Source organism: Ponticaulis koreensis DSM 19734, from assembly GCF_000420665.1.
Taxonomy (GTDB): domain Bacteria; phylum Pseudomonadota; class Alphaproteobacteria; order Caulobacterales; family Hyphomonadaceae; genus Ponticaulis; species Ponticaulis koreensis.
In genome coordinates, this window is sequence record NZ_ATVJ01000002.1 from 440,951 (window position 1) to 457,406 (window position 16,456).

Here is a 16,456-nt window from a genome sequence, read left to right on the forward strand (position 1 = left end):
TGACAAGTATTTGAGGCACCTAGTCTCACGAAGGCCACGCTCTGCGTGGCCTTTTTGATTCTGGAAAATGCTAGTGCTGGCTCAGATAATCGAGCGCGGCATCCATTGGGCCGTCGCGACCGCATTCATCACGCGCGTCTGCAAAATTGAAATAGCCACGAGGACGGAAGAATTCACGCGGCGTGCCGTCCACGTGGAACAGCTTCTCGGTGGTTAGCTTCACCTTAACGCCGGTTTCTTTGAGCGTGTGATCGGTGATGCCGCCCAGAAGGCGCGCCATATCCGTGCCGAATGTTGCTGCGCCAATAGCGTCAAAGCCAACTGTCAGCCCCTCGCCCATGCTCGCCGTCCAACGACCAGACAGCACAGCCACAGCCGCGTTGAACGTCCAACTACGTGGCTCGACTTCCTCTGACCAGCTACGCTTCACCCCGAAATCGCGTTGATCGCTCGGCAGCTCATGACGCTGATACATGGTCTGAGCAGAGATAAAGCGGGAGAGAATGCCGCGTGCAACAAGCGCAGTTCCGCCGCTCGCTGTATCGCGCAGGTCGAGCACAAGTCCGTTCACGTTCGGCAGCGTGTTCAGAGCATAGTCAAAGGCCTGAACCGTCTCGTTATAGCCCAGACTATCATTGAAACGGATGACACCATAACGGCGGCCGAGATGAGATACGCTGCTCACGCTGAGAAGGTTCGTATCCCGGCGAAGGCGCGCGTGATAAAGCGTTGGCAGCTCGACCGTCCACTCAAGACCGTCATGATAGAGGCCAATTCGGCGCAGCCAACCTTTACGCCCCGCCGCCATAACACGCGCGGCATAGCTGCGACGTTCGTCATTCAGCGCATACGGATAAAGTCCGATGAAGTCAGCAACGGCCTGATCGACCGGCTTGCCTTCAAGCGACGTGATGACCGCTCCCGGGCGAATCCCAACCTGCATAGCCGGCGATCCACGGCGGACATCCATGATCTGATAGCCGCCGGCCGTTTTCTCGACCCAGAGATCGGCAAAACTTGGCACAAGCGCATAATCGTCGAGCAGGCCCGTCGATGTGATGGAATGATGGTCATAAAGCGCGTGGAAGGCGCTCTGACAAAACGCAATCAGATCATTTCGTCCCTGAAGAGACGGGATCAGATGCTGCAACTCGGCGCGTACCGGCGTCAACCCGTTGGGGAAACGCTCCGCATAAGCAAACCGGTTTTCGATGAGGTCAAGCAGCTCATAAGCGTCCGTCTGAACGGCATGACGATACTGGTAGTCAGCCTGAGACTGCCCCCACCCCGTCATATTGTTCGAAGACACTAATGTCAGGCCACTCACCGCATTTTCCCTTAGATGCCCTGATTATGTTTCAGGAGCTGTTCACCGGTGAAAATTGGCGATTCAAGATTAACATATCGCTAACCATTGATTAACGGCGCGCCAGATGCAGAAAACCCGACGATCTCTCGCCGGGTTTTTAAAAGTTTGCTTTTACGTGCAGGCCTAGTTCACAGGGGCCTTTTCATCAGAATCAGGCGCATCGCCATCATCCTCTGACTGGCTCACTTCTTCCTGCGGCTCTGGCTTCGGGGCCGGGAAAAATTCAAACGTCAGCTCACCTTTGCCTTCATCGCCGTCCTGTTTCAGGTCGACCTTCACAGCGCCGCCATACTTCAGATCACCAAAGAGCAGCTCCTCGGCCATAGGCTTTTTGAGGTGTTCCTGAATGACACGCGACAATGGACGCGCACCATAATCAGGATCGAAGCCTTTATTGCCGAGCCATGACTTCGCGGCATCTGTCATTTCGATTGTCACGTTACGATCAGACAGTTGAGCTTCAAGCTGAAGCACGAACTTCTCGACCACACGCTCGATGATCGGTTGGGACAGACCGGCGAACGGAATCGTCGCATCCAGACGGTTGCGGAATTCCGGCGTGAAGAGCTTTTTGATTGCTTCTTCGTCTTCGCCTTCTTTCTTGCCACGGCCAAAACCGATTGAGTTCTTGGCGGATTCGGATGCGCCCGCATTGGTCGTCATGATCAGAATGACATTGCGGAAGTCGATCTTCTTACCGTTAGAATCGGTCAGCGTGCCGTTATCCATAACCTGCAGCAGGATGTTGAACAGTTCCGGGTGTGCTTTCTCGATCTCGTCGAGCAGCAGCACGCAGTGTGGATGCTGATCAACGCCATCTGTCAGAAGGCCGCCCTGATCATAGCCGACATAACCTGGAGGCGCGCCGATGAGACGGGACACCGTGTGGCGTTCCATATACTCGGACATGTCAAAACGGAGCAGCTCAACGCCCATAAGAGATGCAAGCTGCTTGGCAACTTCTGTCTTACCGACACCCGTAGGGCCGGAGAAGAGGTAACAACCAATCGGCTTGTTCGGCTCACGAAGACCCGCACGCGACAGTTTGATCGCAGACGAGAGCGCCGTGATCGCAGTTTCCTGACCGAAAACAACACGCTTCAGATCATTCTCAAGACCTTTAAGCGCTTCGGCATCAGACTTGGTAACTTGCTTAGACGGAATACGCGCCATCTTCGCAACAACAGCTTCGATGGTTTCAACATCGATGACTTTCTTGCGCTCCTCTTCCGGCAGTAGCCACTGGCTGGCACCGGCTTCGTCGATCACGTCGATCGCCTTGTCTGGGAGCTTACGGTCTGTGATGTAGCGCGCAGCCAGCTCAACAGCTGTTTTGATCGCATCATCTGAATATTTCAGGCCGTGGAACTCTTCAAAGTGTGGGCGCAGACCCTTGAGAATTTTGATCGCATCAGGAACCGTTGGCTCCACAACGTCAATTTTCTGGAAGCGGCGAGCAAGCGCGCGGTCTTTCTCAAAGTGCTGACGGTACTCTTTGAATGTGGTTGAGCCCATGCAACGCAGGCCACCGGACTGAAGCGCAGGCTTCAGAAGGTTGGACGCGTCCATAGCACCGCCGGATGTTGCACCAGCGCCGATCACAGTGTGAATTTCGTCGATAAAGAGTACAGCCTTTTCAAGGCCCTCAAGCTCTTTCATAACCGCTTTAAGGCGTTCCTCAAAGTCACCGCGGTAACGCGTACCAGCGAGCAGCGCACCCATATCAAGTGAGTAGATGACAGACTCTTTGAGGATTTCTGGCGCTTCGCCATCGACGATGCGTTTCGCAAGGCCTTCGGCAATCGCAGTTTTACCAACGCCTGGGTCACCCACCAGAAGCGGGTTATTCTTACGGCGGCGGCAAAGCACCTGAATAGAGCGTTCCACTTCAAGCTGGCGGCCGATCAGCGGATCAATCTTACCTTCGCGAGCCTTCTCATTGAGGTTCACACAGTAAGCATCCAGCGCCTCGTTAGCCGGCTTTTGCGGCTCTTCCTCGCGCTCACCCGCTGGCTTGGACGGACGTGGCTTGGACATACCAGGCTTTTTCGCAACGCCGTGAGAGATGAAGTTTACTGCATCATAGCGCGTCATATCCTGCTCTTGCAGGAAGTAAGCGGCATGGCTCTCACGCTCGGAGAAGATAGAGACGAGCACATTTGCGCCTGTCACTTCATCACGGCCAGAACTTTCAACGTGCAGGATCGCGCGCTGGACAACACGCTGGAAAGCGGCTGTCGGGCGGACCTGATCATCAAGCTCGTCAACTGAGAGATTAGACAGCTCGTCATCAATATAATCGGAGAGGTCGTCCTGAAGCTTTTCGAGATCGACTTTGCAGGCCGACATCACTTCAACTGCGTCCTCATCATCTGTGAGTGCCAGAAGCAAATGCTCAAGCGTCGCGTACTCGTGGCGCCGTTCGGCAGCCAGCGCGAGGGCTTTTTCAAGAGCGTGTTCGAGGCTTGGGGTCAGTGATGGCATAATGGGCCTCTAGTCTTCCTTTTCCATTGTACACTGCAGCGGGTGTTCATTCCGCCGCGCGAGATCCAGCACTTGTGCGACTTTCGTTTCTGCGACTTCGTATGTGAAGACGCCGCACACCCCGACCCCGTGATTATGAACATGGAGCATAATTTGCGTCGCCTGTTCTCGCGACTTATTAAAATAGCGCTCCAATACGTAGATGACGAACTCCATCGGTGTGTAGTCGTCATTCAACAACAAGACACGATACATTGAAGGACGTTTCGTCTTTGCCTTAGTACGTGTCGCAATCCCAATATTGGGATCATCACCGTTGGACTTGTCGCCCTCACCTTCGCTCATACGGATGGTCATGTCTGAGAGAAGGCGCGAATGTCTGAAATTCGTGTCGGTCATGCTTATAAGATAATATCTGTTTTCTGTATCGAAAGCCTGAAGGCAATTTAATTGCGGTTCAAGCCTTTTTGACATTGTGATTGAGTTGTTCGACCCAGTGCGCAAGTCTCTTGCGGTTCGTGCCGAGATCGGAATAGCCCACGCGCGAACGTGAAAAAAGAATGATGCCAGCACGGCCTTCTCCCATTGAGACGACCTCCAGATCGACGTCATCTTTGAAACGCAGCAATGGCGTCGTGCAAACGAAACTTGCCTGCTTCACGCTCTCATCACGATTTGTCGTGCGAGTGTTCTTTTGCGCTCCAAAAACTTCGACAGCACAGCTCAAAAGGTCATCAGCCGACATATCAAATTGTGGCAGACGTTCATCCACTTCAGCCTGAGTTTCTACGCCTTCAGAGGCAAAAAACGCTGAATTCGGCTTTGGCGATCGCTGGATGGTTTTGAGAGATTCTGTGCCTGACATTCTGTGAAGATAGTCAAAGTCGGCGTAGAAACAAATTCCAAAATGAAAAAGGCTGGCACATGGCCAGCCTTTTAAGTGTTTTGGAGTTGGTATGCTTCGGAATTCGAAACTTACGCAGACTTTTGCATCATGGAGACGAACTCGCCAGCTTGCGTGTTCAGCGGAGCAGATGCTTCGCGAACGAGTGACGCAAACATGCCGGTCATCGCATTCATTTCTTCAAGGTAAGCTTCGAAAGCAGATTTCGTGAAAGATGCCTGCATTTCCATTGCTTCCTGAACGGATTGAGCACCGCCCATTGAACGAGCCGCTTCAACACCCTTCTCGAACGCGTCGCGTGAGTAAGATGCTGCGCGTGTGCCCAGCTCTTCGAGGCCCTTGGTTGTGATGCGGGAAGATTCGGCAAACGCTTCCATGTTCTTTTTCTGGAGCTCGCCAACTTCGCCCATCATTTCCATTGAGCGCTCATATGACTTCTTCATTGTCTCATTTGCAGTCGTTGAGAATGTTTCGAATGCAGTTTCGACAGTTTTCTTAGCAGATGTAGCCATTGGTATTGTCCTTCGCCTCTGGGGTGTTCAACATATAACTCAACTAGTGAGCAATTGCAACATTTTTTGTGCGCTGCACAATTAATGACTGAGTATGGTTAATGTTCCACAATGGAATTCTGTGAATTTCCCAACGAAAGTGGACACAGCATTAACGAATAAGAAAGTCACCTCACGCACACTCCAGCTGTCTTAGAAGGAGCTAGCTTGACCATGGCCCCAACACTTCCGAGCGTAGTTTACCGGAGTTTTGCAGCATTTATCGCATTGATCGCAGCCGCCTGCGTGATGCCTCTGCAGTCTCATGCTGATGACCGCTATGCCAGTATCGTGATCGATATGGGCTCAGGCCAGGTATTGCACGACCGCTTTGCTGACTCTCCGCGTTACCCTGCCTCGCTGACGAAAGTCATGACGCTCTACATGGTGTTCAATGCGCTCGATAATGGCGAACTGACACTAGATGAGCAGCTTCCGGTGTCACGACGCGCTTCACAGGCGCCGCCATCCCGCCTTGGCCTCGCACCGGGCGATACAATCTCTGTGCAGGATGCAATCCTCGCGTTGGTCACAAAGTCCGCCAATGATGTTGCTGTCGTTGTAGCAGAGCGCCTCGGCGGGTCTGAATCACGCTTCGCGGCGCTGATGACTGTTCAGGCGCGCGCGCTGGGCATGCAGAACACGCGCTTCTATAACGCACACGGGCTGCCTGATACGCGCCAGATTTCTACAGCACGCGATCTGGCCATTCTGGCGCAGAGCATGATGGAAGATCACCCAAACCATTACGCATATTTCGCGACACAGGAATTCCGCTACCGCTCGACAACCTATCGCAATCACAACCGCCTGCTTGGCGTTGTGCCGGGCGTTGACGGCATCAAAACCGGCTATACCCGCGCATCTGGCTACAACCTGATGGCAACAGCGCAACGTGACGGAAATCGCGTTATTGCGGTGATGCTGGGCGGCGCAACATCCCGCGCGCGCAACACGCACGTCACAGAACTGCTCGAAGCGGCCTTCACTGCGATTGATATGACGGGACCGGCAGAGCCGGACCTGCGTACACGCATTGCGTTTCAGGCGATCCAATTCCCTGACAGCGAAAACACAGTGACAGCGCTCGCCAACACACTCCAGCTGGAACAAGGCTCCGCAGGCGGCGAATAACAACGCATCACAATTGGTCACACATAAAAAGCCGGGCTCAGCTCCGGCTTTTTTCATATCGGCGTAATTTCCGGTGGAAGAGCCCCCCCTCAGACTCGCAAATCCCCGGTGAACGCGTCATGATTTCGCCAACAGGCGGAGTGATTCGATGCCAGAACTGACAAATAATGAAACCACCGGAGCAGACTGGGCGACTGAAAGCCTGTCCAGCGCCGCAGTGCTTCTCGCGCGCGACCCCGAATTCGATGCAAACTGCATCACAGAATCTCCGGAATGGGCGGACTATATTCTGACGCTTTCAGGCGCACCGGTCTCTGAAGAAGACCGCGCGCAATATCTCTCAGCCATTCAGAACCGTCTCATCTCTCCACTAGCGCCATTGTTTGCCGTCCGCCTGCGCTCTGATGCGCCAGCGATGCCGCTGACGAGTGACGCGCTTGAGCATCTGGTGTCCGAACGTCTGGCGAACGCGCTGAAGACCGACCTTCTGCGGACTGCCGCCTACGAACTCGAAGAACTCGGCCCGGCTCCGCGTGACCCTGAAATCGCTGAGGCGCTTCAGCAGGGCCTCAGCATCGATCTGCTGGAACGCGCGCTCGCACACCCTGAAGGTATTCGCGGCGCGGTGGCGGCGCTGCATGAGACGATTTCCGAGGAATCTCTCATGGAGACGCCGGTATTTGCCGTCTCCGAGGCAGGCCCGGACGTGCTTCCGGAACTGTCACGTTACTTCCGCGCTGGCAATGACATCATTCTGAAGCGCTATCTGACCTCCGATACGGACGCTATGTGCGCACTGGCATTGAACCTGTCCGCATGTGTTTTCGACGGTCAGGTCGATACAGGCCTGATCGAAGACGCACTCGCTATCCCTGCGCGTCTGGCCGCTGAAACCGGCGCAACAGAGCTGCCGCTTCTCGTTTGCGGACTTGGCGATGCGCTGATCAAACTCGGCCAGGACTCGTCCAACGAAGCGCGTATCGCGGCAAGCAAATCGCTTCTCGAACAGGTCAAAGCTGTCTGCGCCAATGTTAGCGACTTCGACATCGACCTGAGCTTCGAGTTGGTGACACCCGAAGTGCTTCAACACTTTGAATGCCTCTGCAATGGCATCAATCTGTTCCACCTGAACACAGAAGCGCCAATTCTGAATGACGCTCAGATCAGTGTACTGCGTGACGGCGTTGCTGCGGCCAGCCCTCAGCTCCTGCCTGCTTTCGAGCGAGCGCTGGCCAATCTCTATTCTTTGGAAAAAGCGCCCGGCGTGGACCGTGAGCGCCTCATGGCTCGCGGCCTGTCAGGTGAAACCATCGACACGATCGAGACACACCTGTCAGAAGGTCTGACGCTTCGTCAGGCGACCTCTCGCTGGGTGCTTGGCGATGACATCATTCTCAAAGAATTGAAGCTACCTGCCGATCTGCTCGATGAGGAAGATCCTTCAATTCTGAAGAATATGGGCTTTTCCCGAAAAGACATTGATTCAGCAGATAAGCACCTTGCCTCCGCCGTAACGCGCACATTCATTCCGCTTCTGCAACAATCCGGTATAAATCTGGTTGAGAGCTCTGAAGACGAGCTGGCCTGGGCGTATGCCGTAAGCAAAGAATTTGACAATATATCAACTGGCTTCGCCGTTGATTTCGATTCCGAAACGATTGAATCCACCGTCCCCGCTGCGCTCTCAGCTGTCGGAGAATCTTCGCTCGTTTTGTCTGCGAGTAGCGCCGATCTGAAACGCCGCGAAGAAGCCGCGCGACGCATCAACAGCATTCTCGATATGATCGAGGACAGCCGCGAAGCCGAAGAAAATTATCGTCCGGAAGCTGAACCTGCGCCTGAACCCTACTTTGCGCAGGGCGAGGCCGGACGTGCGCGTCGCCTGCGCCTGCCTGACCGCCGCAAAGGCTATATTCAGAAGTCTACGGTCGGTGGCCATAAGGTCTATCTGCACACTGGCGAGTTCGAAAATGGCGAGCTCGGTGAGATCTTTATCGATATGCACAAGGAAGGCGCCGCTTTCCGCTCCCTCATGAATAACTTCGCCATCGCGATTTCTATCGGCCTGCAATATGGCGTGCCGCTCGAAGAATTTGTGGAAGCCTTCGTCTATACGCGCTTCGACCCGGCAGGCGAAGTCACCGGCAACGACTCGATCAAGCGCGCCACATCCATTCTGGACTATATCTTCCGCGAACTTGCTGTCTCATATCTTGGGCGGGAAGACCTGGCAGAGCTCTCTGAAGGTCAGTCACATGACGGCCTCGGTCGCGGCTTGAAAGATGATGTATTCACCTTCCCTGCCGAAGCTGCACAGATCGTCTCCAAAGGCTTCAGCCGCGGCCAACTGCCAGACAATATCGTCATTCTGGATAAGCGCCGTAATCGCGATGAAGACGGCGAAGATGAACAAGCCTATCTGGGCGAACCTTGCCCGTCCTGCGGTCATTTTACCCTCGTCAACGACGGGGACGAAACTGTGTGTGAAGCGTGCGGCCTCAAGGGAGAAGATAACCGGACCAGTTGATCCGGTTATCTCTCAATATCTAGCCAACAGCCGGGCTACCCGGCAGGTCCATGGATTGGATAATATCGCCGACGCTGGAATGCAGAGCATCGTAATAATGTAGTTCAGGTGCCAGGAAGACGACCAGATGCAGCTGATCCCCTACTGGAATAGCCGCCGCGTCACCCTTGATATTCAACCCGTTTTCCCATTTTCCGGACAGGCCGAACTCAATGCCGGAATGCCCGTCGATCGTCGTCGGGCGGATATTGTCAGCTTCCATTGTGGTGTAACCGATTGACGTCAGGCTGTTGGTCACCAACTCCACAATTTCCAGCTCACTGGACCCAGTTGAATAGAACGGACGCTCCATGCCGCGCGCAACACGGATGAGGCTATCACCATCATCGAGCGTGACGAAGTGAACGCGGTTGAGACGCATGCCATCACGTGTAGCGGATCCGCCAAAAAGGGCCTGATCGCTTGAAGGTGAGCTATAGGCCCAACCTTCCGAAATCTCGACCGTGAATTCAGCCCCGGGGGTGAGCCGCCCGTCGGGCACCTGAAAGCTGGTTGTAGCACACGCAGCCAGAAACAGGCTTGTCAGTGCAAAAACGAACGATCGGCTCATTGATCCCACTCGCTGATGAGACGCTCGACCAGCCGCGCTGCGCCCTCTTCAGAACGCGCATCGCCGCCACTGACATCAATGTGTGTCATTAATCGTCCCGTCCGACCGTCAAATATATCGAGCCGTGTACGGGAATACTGATCGCGATCTGCGTTAAAACCTGTGAGCGCAGCCGCTGCGACGCTGGCAAGTATCGTTCCTGAACTCGCCAGGCTCGCATCATGTGAAATGAGGGCCAGTTTCTGAAAATCAGCACAGGTCTGTAGTTGCGCGACGCCTGCCCCCAAGGTGAATCCTTCAAGGTCGTCGGTAAAACGCGGTTCATCCACAGACACCGCGATGGTTTTCGCAAGAAGAATAGCTTGTCGGTTATTGTCCTGATCAAAACACTCAGCTGCTTGCGATAACAGGACGAAACGGCTGCCACTCAATTCAGTTCGAATGGCCGTTTCAAGGTTTCCTTCTGCAGCGTCAGACCAGTCTGCGTGCCTGAAATCACCACGCGTCGTGAGAAACTCGATATCCGCATCGCTGACCAGAAGGAATTCAACTGGCATCTCCTGAGATTGAGAGTTTCCTGAAACGGCAAGCGCAAAACCCGTCGCCATCATACACGCTTTCAGAATGTGAAGCATGTTGAGTCCCCCGCCAGACAATCAGAGTAAGATATTGCCGCCAAATACCACCCTATTAGCTATTGGTGCGCGCCTCCAAGCCTAAATGCAAAAAACCTCGCAACCCTTCAGGTCGCGAGGCTTTTGAACTGCCAGATTCCGTATTGAACGGATCTACAGACTAAAGGCGATAACGAATTTGATCTGACCAGAAACGCTCCAGGCGGGTCGCTGTACGGTTGAACGCATCCAGATCGTCCGGACGGACGCTAGCTGTTGGTTCGAGCGCATGAGCCTGACGTTCAAACAGAGCAGCAACCTGCTTGCGAACTTCCTGGCCAGCCGCAGTGAGCTTCAGGCGGACCGTACGACGGTCGTCGGAGCTGCGTGTCTGAACCAGATAGCCGCCTTCCTGAAGTTTCTTGACGTTGTATGACATGGATGTGCCTGCGAAAGCGCCACGAGCGCGCAGAGCTGATGCCGGGGTCTCACCATCACCAATTTCATAAAGCAGAAGCGCCTGAACGCCTGTAAGCGAACGTTCGCCGGAACGTTCCAGATCGTCTTTAACGACGTCATGCAGACGACGGTGAACCTGCTCCAGAAGGGAAAGGCTTTTGAGGAAGGTTTCTCCAACGCTCGCACCTTCATAATCAGTATGGCTTTTTGCCTCGATCATCATGTTATCACCCATGTAATTTTGTTTGGTTTTGATGGGTTTTACATGAGCTATGCTAAGAAATCGCTAATCACGAATCTAGTCTATAGTTAACATACAACTAACAGGTGCGGCAATTTTTACCCTATACTAGGACTTTTGTTCCATAACGGAACACTTCTTGCCTATACTCCATCTGTTCTGGCTGGTGACAAAAAAATTTCGAAAATTTTTTTCTGATATTTCCAAAATTATTCCTAAAAAAGTTTCCAGGTTTTTGCGTGCAAGCGTCAGAAATTCACCTGCCCCCGAGCGCATCGATAATTGTCACACGCGCCGGATCACTTCATGTTGACACCGCTGAACGAATTCGGGAGGGGAACGCTTGCAATTTTTCGGCGACGATATTTGCCTACGCGCCGCCAGTCACGGGGACATTGACGCGATCCAAGCAGTCGATCTGGACGCGTCCCGGCTATTCGAACCAACAGGCCTGATTCAGGACGGACCAGATGGCCCGCAGCCGGTTCCCGCGAAATTTCTGGAAGAAGGTATAAAGTCTGATCTGGCCACCGTTGCTGTATTCAAGCCGGAAGACCGGATTGTCGGCTTCACACTGGCGCGGCGCGTGTCACCAGATCTGTATCTTGACCAGATATCTGTCTCGCCAGCCTTTGGCCGACGCGGCATTGGCGCAGGATTGCTTCAACAGGTCATCGACAAAGCCGACAGTCTGAGGCTGCGCGGCACGGTCTTGTCCACTTTTCGCGATCTCTCCTGGAATGGCCCATTTTACAGAAAATATGGCTTCACAGAAATTCCGCGCGATCAGATGAAACAGTGGATGCTGCAATTAGAAGCCATCCAGTCTTATACCATGGATGTAAGCCTTCGTTGCTTCATGCGCCGTCCTGGCAAATGGGACCAACACTGGTTTCGCGTCCCAGGTTTTGAAGGTAGGAGCGACGAAAAGCGTGTTGCAGCCAATCCTGATTCATGAAAACTGCAGGGCATGACTCAGATTGTGCCTTCTAAATACCCGCTCACCCGCATGCGTCGTAACCGTCAGGCTGACTGGAGCCGTCGCCTCACCCGCGAGACTTATCTGACAAAAGATGATCTCGTCTGGGCGTTGATTGTTCATGACGGTGAAGAGCCACGCATTCCTGTTACGGCTATGCCGGGCGTCGACCGGCTCAATCTGGATGAAGCGGTAAAAGCTGCAAAACGCGCACGGGACCTCGGCATCCCTGCCCTTGCTCTGTTTCCGCATATTGATCCGTCCCGCAAGGATGACACTGGCAGTGAAGCGCTCAATGCGAACGGTTTTGTACCGAACGTTATCCGCGCCATTAAAGAAGCCGTTCCGGAAATCGGTGTGATGTGTGACGTCGCGCTCGATCCGTTCACGACGCACGGCCATGACGGCGTTATGAACGAGAAGAACCAGATCGATAATGATGCGACGCTCAATATGCTGGTTCAGCAAAGCCTTGTTCAGGCTGCGGCGGGTGTAGACGTTATTGCACCGTCGGACATGATGGACGGCCGTATCGGCGCAATCCGCGAGGCGCTCGAAGCCAACGGCTATAAAGACACGATGATCATGTCCTATTCGGCCAAGTATGCGAGCTGCTTCTATGGCCCGTATCGTGAGGCCGTCGGCTCAGGCGCAGTTCTGACGGGCGACAAGAAGACCTACCAGATGGACTATGGCAATACGGACGAAGCGATCCGTGAGACAGCGCTGGATCTTCAGGAAGGCGCGGACATCGTGATGGTGAAGCCGGGCCTGCCGTATCTGGACATCGTCTATCGCGTGTCTTCTACCTTCAACGTGCCGACCATCGTGTTCCAGATTTCCGGCGAGTATGGCCAGATCATGCTGGCGTCCGAAGCCGGATGGCTGGACCGCGACAAAGCCATTCTGGAAACGCTGTCCAGCTTCAAGCGCGCAGGCGCTGACGGCATTGTCACCTATTTCGCCGAGCGCGCCGCAGAACTGCTGAGCTAGATCATGGCAGACCTGTCGAACTACACGCCGAGGCTCCTGCCCGGGACCAGAGTGCTGCGTGGCCGTCTGGTCATCCTTGAGCCTCTGAACGTTGAAAAGCATGGCGCAGGGCTCGGCAACGCTGTCGCCGGGCCCGGCAATGACGATATCTGGACCTATATGCCGTTCGATCCGGTTGAGAATGCTGCTGACTTCATCAACGTCTTCTCGGCACTCGCCAGGAAGAATGATTGGCTGCCCTATATCATTACCGACGCCGAGACAGGCGAAGTGCTGGGAACGACAAGCTATATGCGCCAGCGTCCGGAACATGGCAGCATAGAAGTTGGCTGTGTAGCTTATTCAAAGAAACTCCAGCGTAGCGCACACGCCAGCGAAGCCATCTACCTGATGGGGCGCCACATCTTTGATGACCTCGATTACCGCCGCTTTGAATGGAAATGTCACAACGAGAATGAGAAGTCGCGAAACGCGGCTGCCCGCTATGGCTTCAAATTCGAAGGTGTGTTCCGCAATGACATGGTCATGAAGGGCAAGAACCGCGACACGGCATGGTTCGCCATAACGGATGATGACTGGCCAGAGGTCAAGCAGGCTTTTGAACGCTGGCTCTCACCAGACAATTTTGATGAGAACGGCCACCAAAAGCGCAAGCTGGCAGAGTTCCGTACTTAAGCCCGAACCGTGCCGAATAGCGCCATGCGCTCCCATTTGCGGAGCGCTTTTGCCGGCAGGCTTAACAGCTTGCCACGGCCATCAAGTTTGTAGCTCAACTCGCCAACTGCGCCGAGAATACGGTTCGGCACACTCACCTCGACCATGCCATGACGCATTGGCGCGATGAAGCTCGCCATAAGGCGCTTATACTGAACATCGCCCTGTCCGAGATGGAATTCAGTCATGCCCTCATGGGACGCCCACTCAGCGAGACTGAATAACAGCGCCATCCCTGGCTGCTGTTTCTGAAAACGTGGCTCATAAGACGGGAACCAGTAATGCAGGACGTGTTCAGAACGCATGCAATAACAGATCGCTGCGACCTCACCGTCGATCTGAAGCGTTGAAAACACGCCGCGCGCACCATTCAGATTGCGATGATGGAGTTCCTCCAGAAGCGCTTTAGGCCATTCAATTGAGAACAGATCGAAATGCCCGGCCTCTGCCAGCGCATCGCGCTTTAGTTCGATCATGCGCTCGAAGACGGCTTCATCCCAGATATCGTGCTGAATAGTGACGCCATCAGTCTTGAGGAGTTTCTCTGCCTTACGCCATGCGCGGCGGAAATTGCTGCTCGCTTCAGAGCGGCTCTCTATATACGCGTCAAAACCGTTTGAGAGGTCGAGCACATAATTGCCATCTCCCGCAAAGCCCTTCAGGCCGTACTGGAACTGCTGCGCCGGAACAGCGGAAAACGAATATCCACCGATCAGTTTGCTAACCTCATCCGCATCAAAAGAGATGTCTGCGTCAGCTGCGCTGATCACACCATGAAGATCATCCATCGGACCCGAAGTCGGTCGCGCCATGCGCATGAAGTTTCGGCGCAATGGTAGAAAACCAACCGGTTTGTCCGAGGCATCTGCGAAACGCAGAACTTCAACATCGCCGCGTACTGCGTTCACAACATTCTGAAAATCATAAGAGAAGTAAGGGCTGTGCAGGTTTGAGTTCTCACGTTGCATCATGTCCCACGCCTGCCGGTCAGATGCGGACAGATTGCTGAGCTTGTTTAAAGAAATTTTTGCAACCACGGCCTACCATCCCCTCTCGAATATGGGGGAAATCATGTCAGCCTTGTCTTACCTTTCTCAAAACGCGAACGAGAAACTTCAAGCAAAGCTCGTAAAATATCTGAACCGGCACACGATTTCCATTCCGGAAAGACCTGTCGTCAGCTTCTGCTTTGATGACTTCCCACAGTCCGCATTCGATAACGCACTCCCAATGCTGGAAGCGCACAACTGGACCGCGACCTGGTATATCTGCGGCAGCTATATGAACACTGTGCACCCAAACTACGGACCAATGTTCACGCAGGACGCGCTCAACGCGCTGAAAGACAAAGGCCAGGACATCGGCTGCCACACATTCGATCATTCTCACTTCCCGGAACAGCCCGCTGAAGTTTCGATTTCGGACTGCGTTGCGAACCGTAAGTTCTTCGTCGATCAGGAACTGCCAGAGGCCCGCAGCTTCGCTTATCCGCGCGGATCCAGCACACTCTTCACGAAGCGCGCACTACTCCCTCACTTTTCAGGGCTGCGCGGCGTTGCGGGCGGCATCAATCAGGGTGAAACGGACATTTCGTTGCTGAAAGCGAATGGCATTCAGTCTGATCGCGGCGGTATCGCTGAATGCCTGGACTATCTGAAAGAGCTGGAAAACACGGGTGGCTGGATGATCATCTTCACCCATGATGTACAGGACAAACCAACTGAATGGGGCTGCTCGACCAGTGACTTCCAGGCGCTTGTCGACGCGGTTCACGCTACCGGATTTGACGTGCAATCCGTTGGCGACGTGCTCGAAAACATCGGCGCGCATGAAGTATTTGATGGGAAGCGCGTCGCCGTCGAATAAACAGACGACGCGCCGTCAGTCATCAGCTCTGAACGTTGACTACAGTACGACCGCGCACTTTACCGCCCAGAATAGCATTCGCGACCTCTGGAACTTCTTCCAGCTTCACTTCGCTGATCGTGCTTTCGAGTTTAGCCGGATCAAGGTCTTTCGCCAGTCGCCCCCACGCTTCGATACGCTTTGCGCGCCCCGCATTCACTGAATCGATGCCCGCGAGTGTCACATTGCGCAGGATAAACGGCGCGACACTTGCCGGAAGGTCCATACCCTGTGCCAGACCGCAGGCAGCCACAACGCCCTCATACTTGGTTTGCGCCAGCACGTTCGCCAGCGTGTGGCTCCCAACAGAATCGACTGCACCAGCCCATTTCTCGGAGCCGATCGGGCGGCCCGGTTCTGAGAGCGTGTTGCGATCTACGATATCCGCAGCGCCAAGTGACTTCAGATACTCCGCCTCAGACGGACGCCCCGTAGATGCCAGAACATTATAGCCAAGGCCGGACAGGATAGAGATCGCAATGGAGCCCACGCCGCAATTTGCACCGGTCACCAGAACATCGCCGCTTGAGGGCGTCAGGCCGCCGTGTTCCAGCGCCAGAATACATAGCATGGCCGTGTAGCCAGCCGTACCAATCGCCATGGCGTCTCGCGTCGAGAAAGCTTCCGGAAGCGGGATCACCCACTCGGCAGGCACACGCGCCTTTTCAGAATAGCCGCCATTGTGCGTCTGGCTGAGACCATAGCCATTCACCAGCACTTTATCACCCGGCTGAAAGTTGATGCTATCAGACGCCTCGACGGTGCCTGCGAGATCGATACCGCCAATCATCGGATAACTCGCCATGATGCGCTTGCCATTCAGCGCGAGCCCGTCTTTGTAATTGACCGTGGAATACTCGACAGAGATGGTCACATCGCCCTCCCCCAGATCAGCCTGATCTATGTTGGTGAGCTTTGTTGCGTAGCCTTCGCCGTCCTTGTCCGTAATGAGTGCGCGGATCGTCATCTGGT

At 54.3% G+C, this 16,456-nt stretch carries 16 protein-coding genes; 6 read left to right on the forward strand and 10 right to left on the reverse strand.

Going from position 1 to position 16,456, the window contains the following annotated elements:
* Positions 1-70: 70 nt before the first annotated feature.
* From G523_RS19405 to G523_RS19415, 5 genes are all read right to left on the reverse strand, one after another.
* Entirely contained in the window at positions 71-1,327 is a 1,257-nt protein-coding gene (locus G523_RS19405) for a S41 family peptidase (RefSeq protein ID WP_155802769.1), read from the reverse strand.
* 165 nt (positions 1,328-1,492) lie between these two features.
* Positions 1,493-3,853, reverse strand: coding sequence for an ATP-dependent Clp protease ATP-binding subunit ClpA (clpA, locus tag G523_RS0113920; protein WP_022695674.1), 2,361 nt, complete (start codon positions 3,851-3,853; stop codon positions 1,493-1,495).
* 9 nt (positions 3,854-3,862) lie between these two features.
* Positions 3,863-4,198 (reverse strand): ATP-dependent Clp protease adapter ClpS, encoded by a 336-nt coding sequence (gene clpS, locus G523_RS0113925; protein ID WP_027441766.1) that lies wholly within the window; start codon positions 4,196-4,198, stop codon positions 3,863-3,865.
* Positions 4,199-4,310: 112 nt separating this feature from the next.
* Positions 4,311-4,718, reverse strand: coding sequence for a DUF1499 domain-containing protein (locus G523_RS19410; protein WP_022695676.1), 408 nt, complete (start codon positions 4,716-4,718; stop codon positions 4,311-4,313).
* A gap of 110 nt (positions 4,719-4,828) precedes the next feature.
* Positions 4,829-5,269 carry a phasin family protein gene (locus tag G523_RS19415; RefSeq protein ID WP_022695677.1) on the reverse strand — a complete coding sequence of 147 codons (441 nt, stop codon included), beginning with the start codon at positions 5,267-5,269 and terminating at the stop codon, positions 4,829-4,831.
* Between the two features lie 213 nt (positions 5,270-5,482).
* Here G523_RS19415 and G523_RS0113940 point away from each other — a divergent pair, with 213 nt between their 5' ends.
* Together G523_RS0113940 and G523_RS20440 are read left to right on the forward strand one after the other, a co-directional pair.
* Positions 5,483-6,442, forward strand: coding sequence for a D-alanyl-D-alanine carboxypeptidase family protein (locus tag G523_RS0113940; RefSeq protein WP_022695678.1), 960 nt, complete (start codon positions 5,483-5,485; stop codon positions 6,440-6,442).
* A 148-nt stretch (positions 6,443-6,590) separates the two neighbouring features.
* A complete protein-coding gene (locus G523_RS20440) occupies positions 6,591-8,969 on the forward strand; it encodes a TSCPD domain-containing protein (protein ID WP_022695679.1) in 2,379 nt (792 codons plus the stop codon).
* 19 nt (positions 8,970-8,988) lie between these two features.
* On the opposite strand, the gene G523_RS0113950 is transcribed toward G523_RS20440, so the two are convergent.
* The 3 genes from G523_RS0113950 to G523_RS0113960 form a co-directional block, all read right to left on the reverse strand.
* Positions 8,989-9,579, reverse strand: a complete 591-nt coding sequence (locus G523_RS0113950; protein WP_022695680.1) for a hypothetical protein — start codon at positions 9,577-9,579, stop codon at positions 8,989-8,991.
* A complete protein-coding gene (locus tag G523_RS0113955; RefSeq protein WP_022695681.1) occupies positions 9,576-10,214 on the reverse strand; it encodes a hypothetical protein in 639 nt (212 codons plus the stop codon). The genes G523_RS0113950 and G523_RS0113955 overlap by 4 nt, the downstream gene beginning before the upstream one ends.
* Positions 10,215-10,374: 160 nt before the next feature.
* Positions 10,375-10,887 carry a MarR family winged helix-turn-helix transcriptional regulator gene (locus G523_RS0113960; protein ID WP_022695682.1) on the reverse strand — a complete coding sequence of 171 codons (513 nt, stop codon included), beginning with the start codon at positions 10,885-10,887 and terminating at the stop codon, positions 10,375-10,377.
* Positions 10,888-11,236: 349 nt separating this feature from the next.
* On the opposite strand from G523_RS0113960, the gene G523_RS19425 reads away from it, so the two are divergent.
* From G523_RS19425 to G523_RS0113975, 3 genes are read left to right on the forward strand one after another with little or no spacing between them, the layout of a single operon-like run.
* On the forward strand, positions 11,237-11,851 hold the full coding sequence (locus G523_RS19425; RefSeq protein WP_022695683.1) for a GNAT family N-acetyltransferase: 615 nt from the start codon (positions 11,237-11,239) through the stop codon (positions 11,849-11,851).
* A 12-nt stretch (positions 11,852-11,863) separates the two neighbouring features.
* Complete coding sequence (gene hemB / locus G523_RS0113970; RefSeq protein WP_022695684.1) at positions 11,864-12,865, forward strand: porphobilinogen synthase; 1,002 nt, start codon at positions 11,864-11,866, stop codon at positions 12,863-12,865.
* A 3-nt stretch (positions 12,866-12,868) separates the two neighbouring features.
* Complete coding sequence (locus tag G523_RS0113975) at positions 12,869-13,540, forward strand: GNAT family N-acetyltransferase (RefSeq protein ID WP_022695685.1); 672 nt, start codon at positions 12,869-12,871, stop codon at positions 13,538-13,540.
* Here the strand turns inward: G523_RS0113975 and G523_RS0113980 are convergent.
* Positions 13,537-14,550 (reverse strand): GNAT family N-acetyltransferase, encoded by a 1,014-nt coding sequence (locus G523_RS0113980; protein ID WP_081648825.1) that lies wholly within the window; start codon positions 14,548-14,550, stop codon positions 13,537-13,539. The two genes, G523_RS0113975 and G523_RS0113980, sit on opposite strands and share 4 nt — an antisense overlap.
* Before the next feature lie 100 nt (positions 14,551-14,650).
* On the opposite strand from G523_RS0113980, the gene G523_RS0113985 reads away from it, so the two are divergent.
* Positions 14,651-15,445, forward strand: coding sequence for a polysaccharide deacetylase family protein (locus G523_RS0113985; RefSeq protein ID WP_022695687.1), 795 nt, complete (start codon positions 14,651-14,653; stop codon positions 15,443-15,445).
* A gap of 22 nt (positions 15,446-15,467) precedes the next feature.
* Here the strand turns inward: G523_RS0113985 and acuI are convergent, their stop codons facing one another.
* The gene (acuI, locus tag G523_RS0113990) at positions 15,468-16,451 is read right to left on the reverse strand and encodes an acrylyl-CoA reductase (NADPH) (protein WP_022695688.1); all 984 of its coding nucleotides are present in this window, start codon (positions 16,449-16,451) and stop codon (positions 15,468-15,470) included.
* Positions 16,452-16,456: the final 5 nt, after the last annotated feature.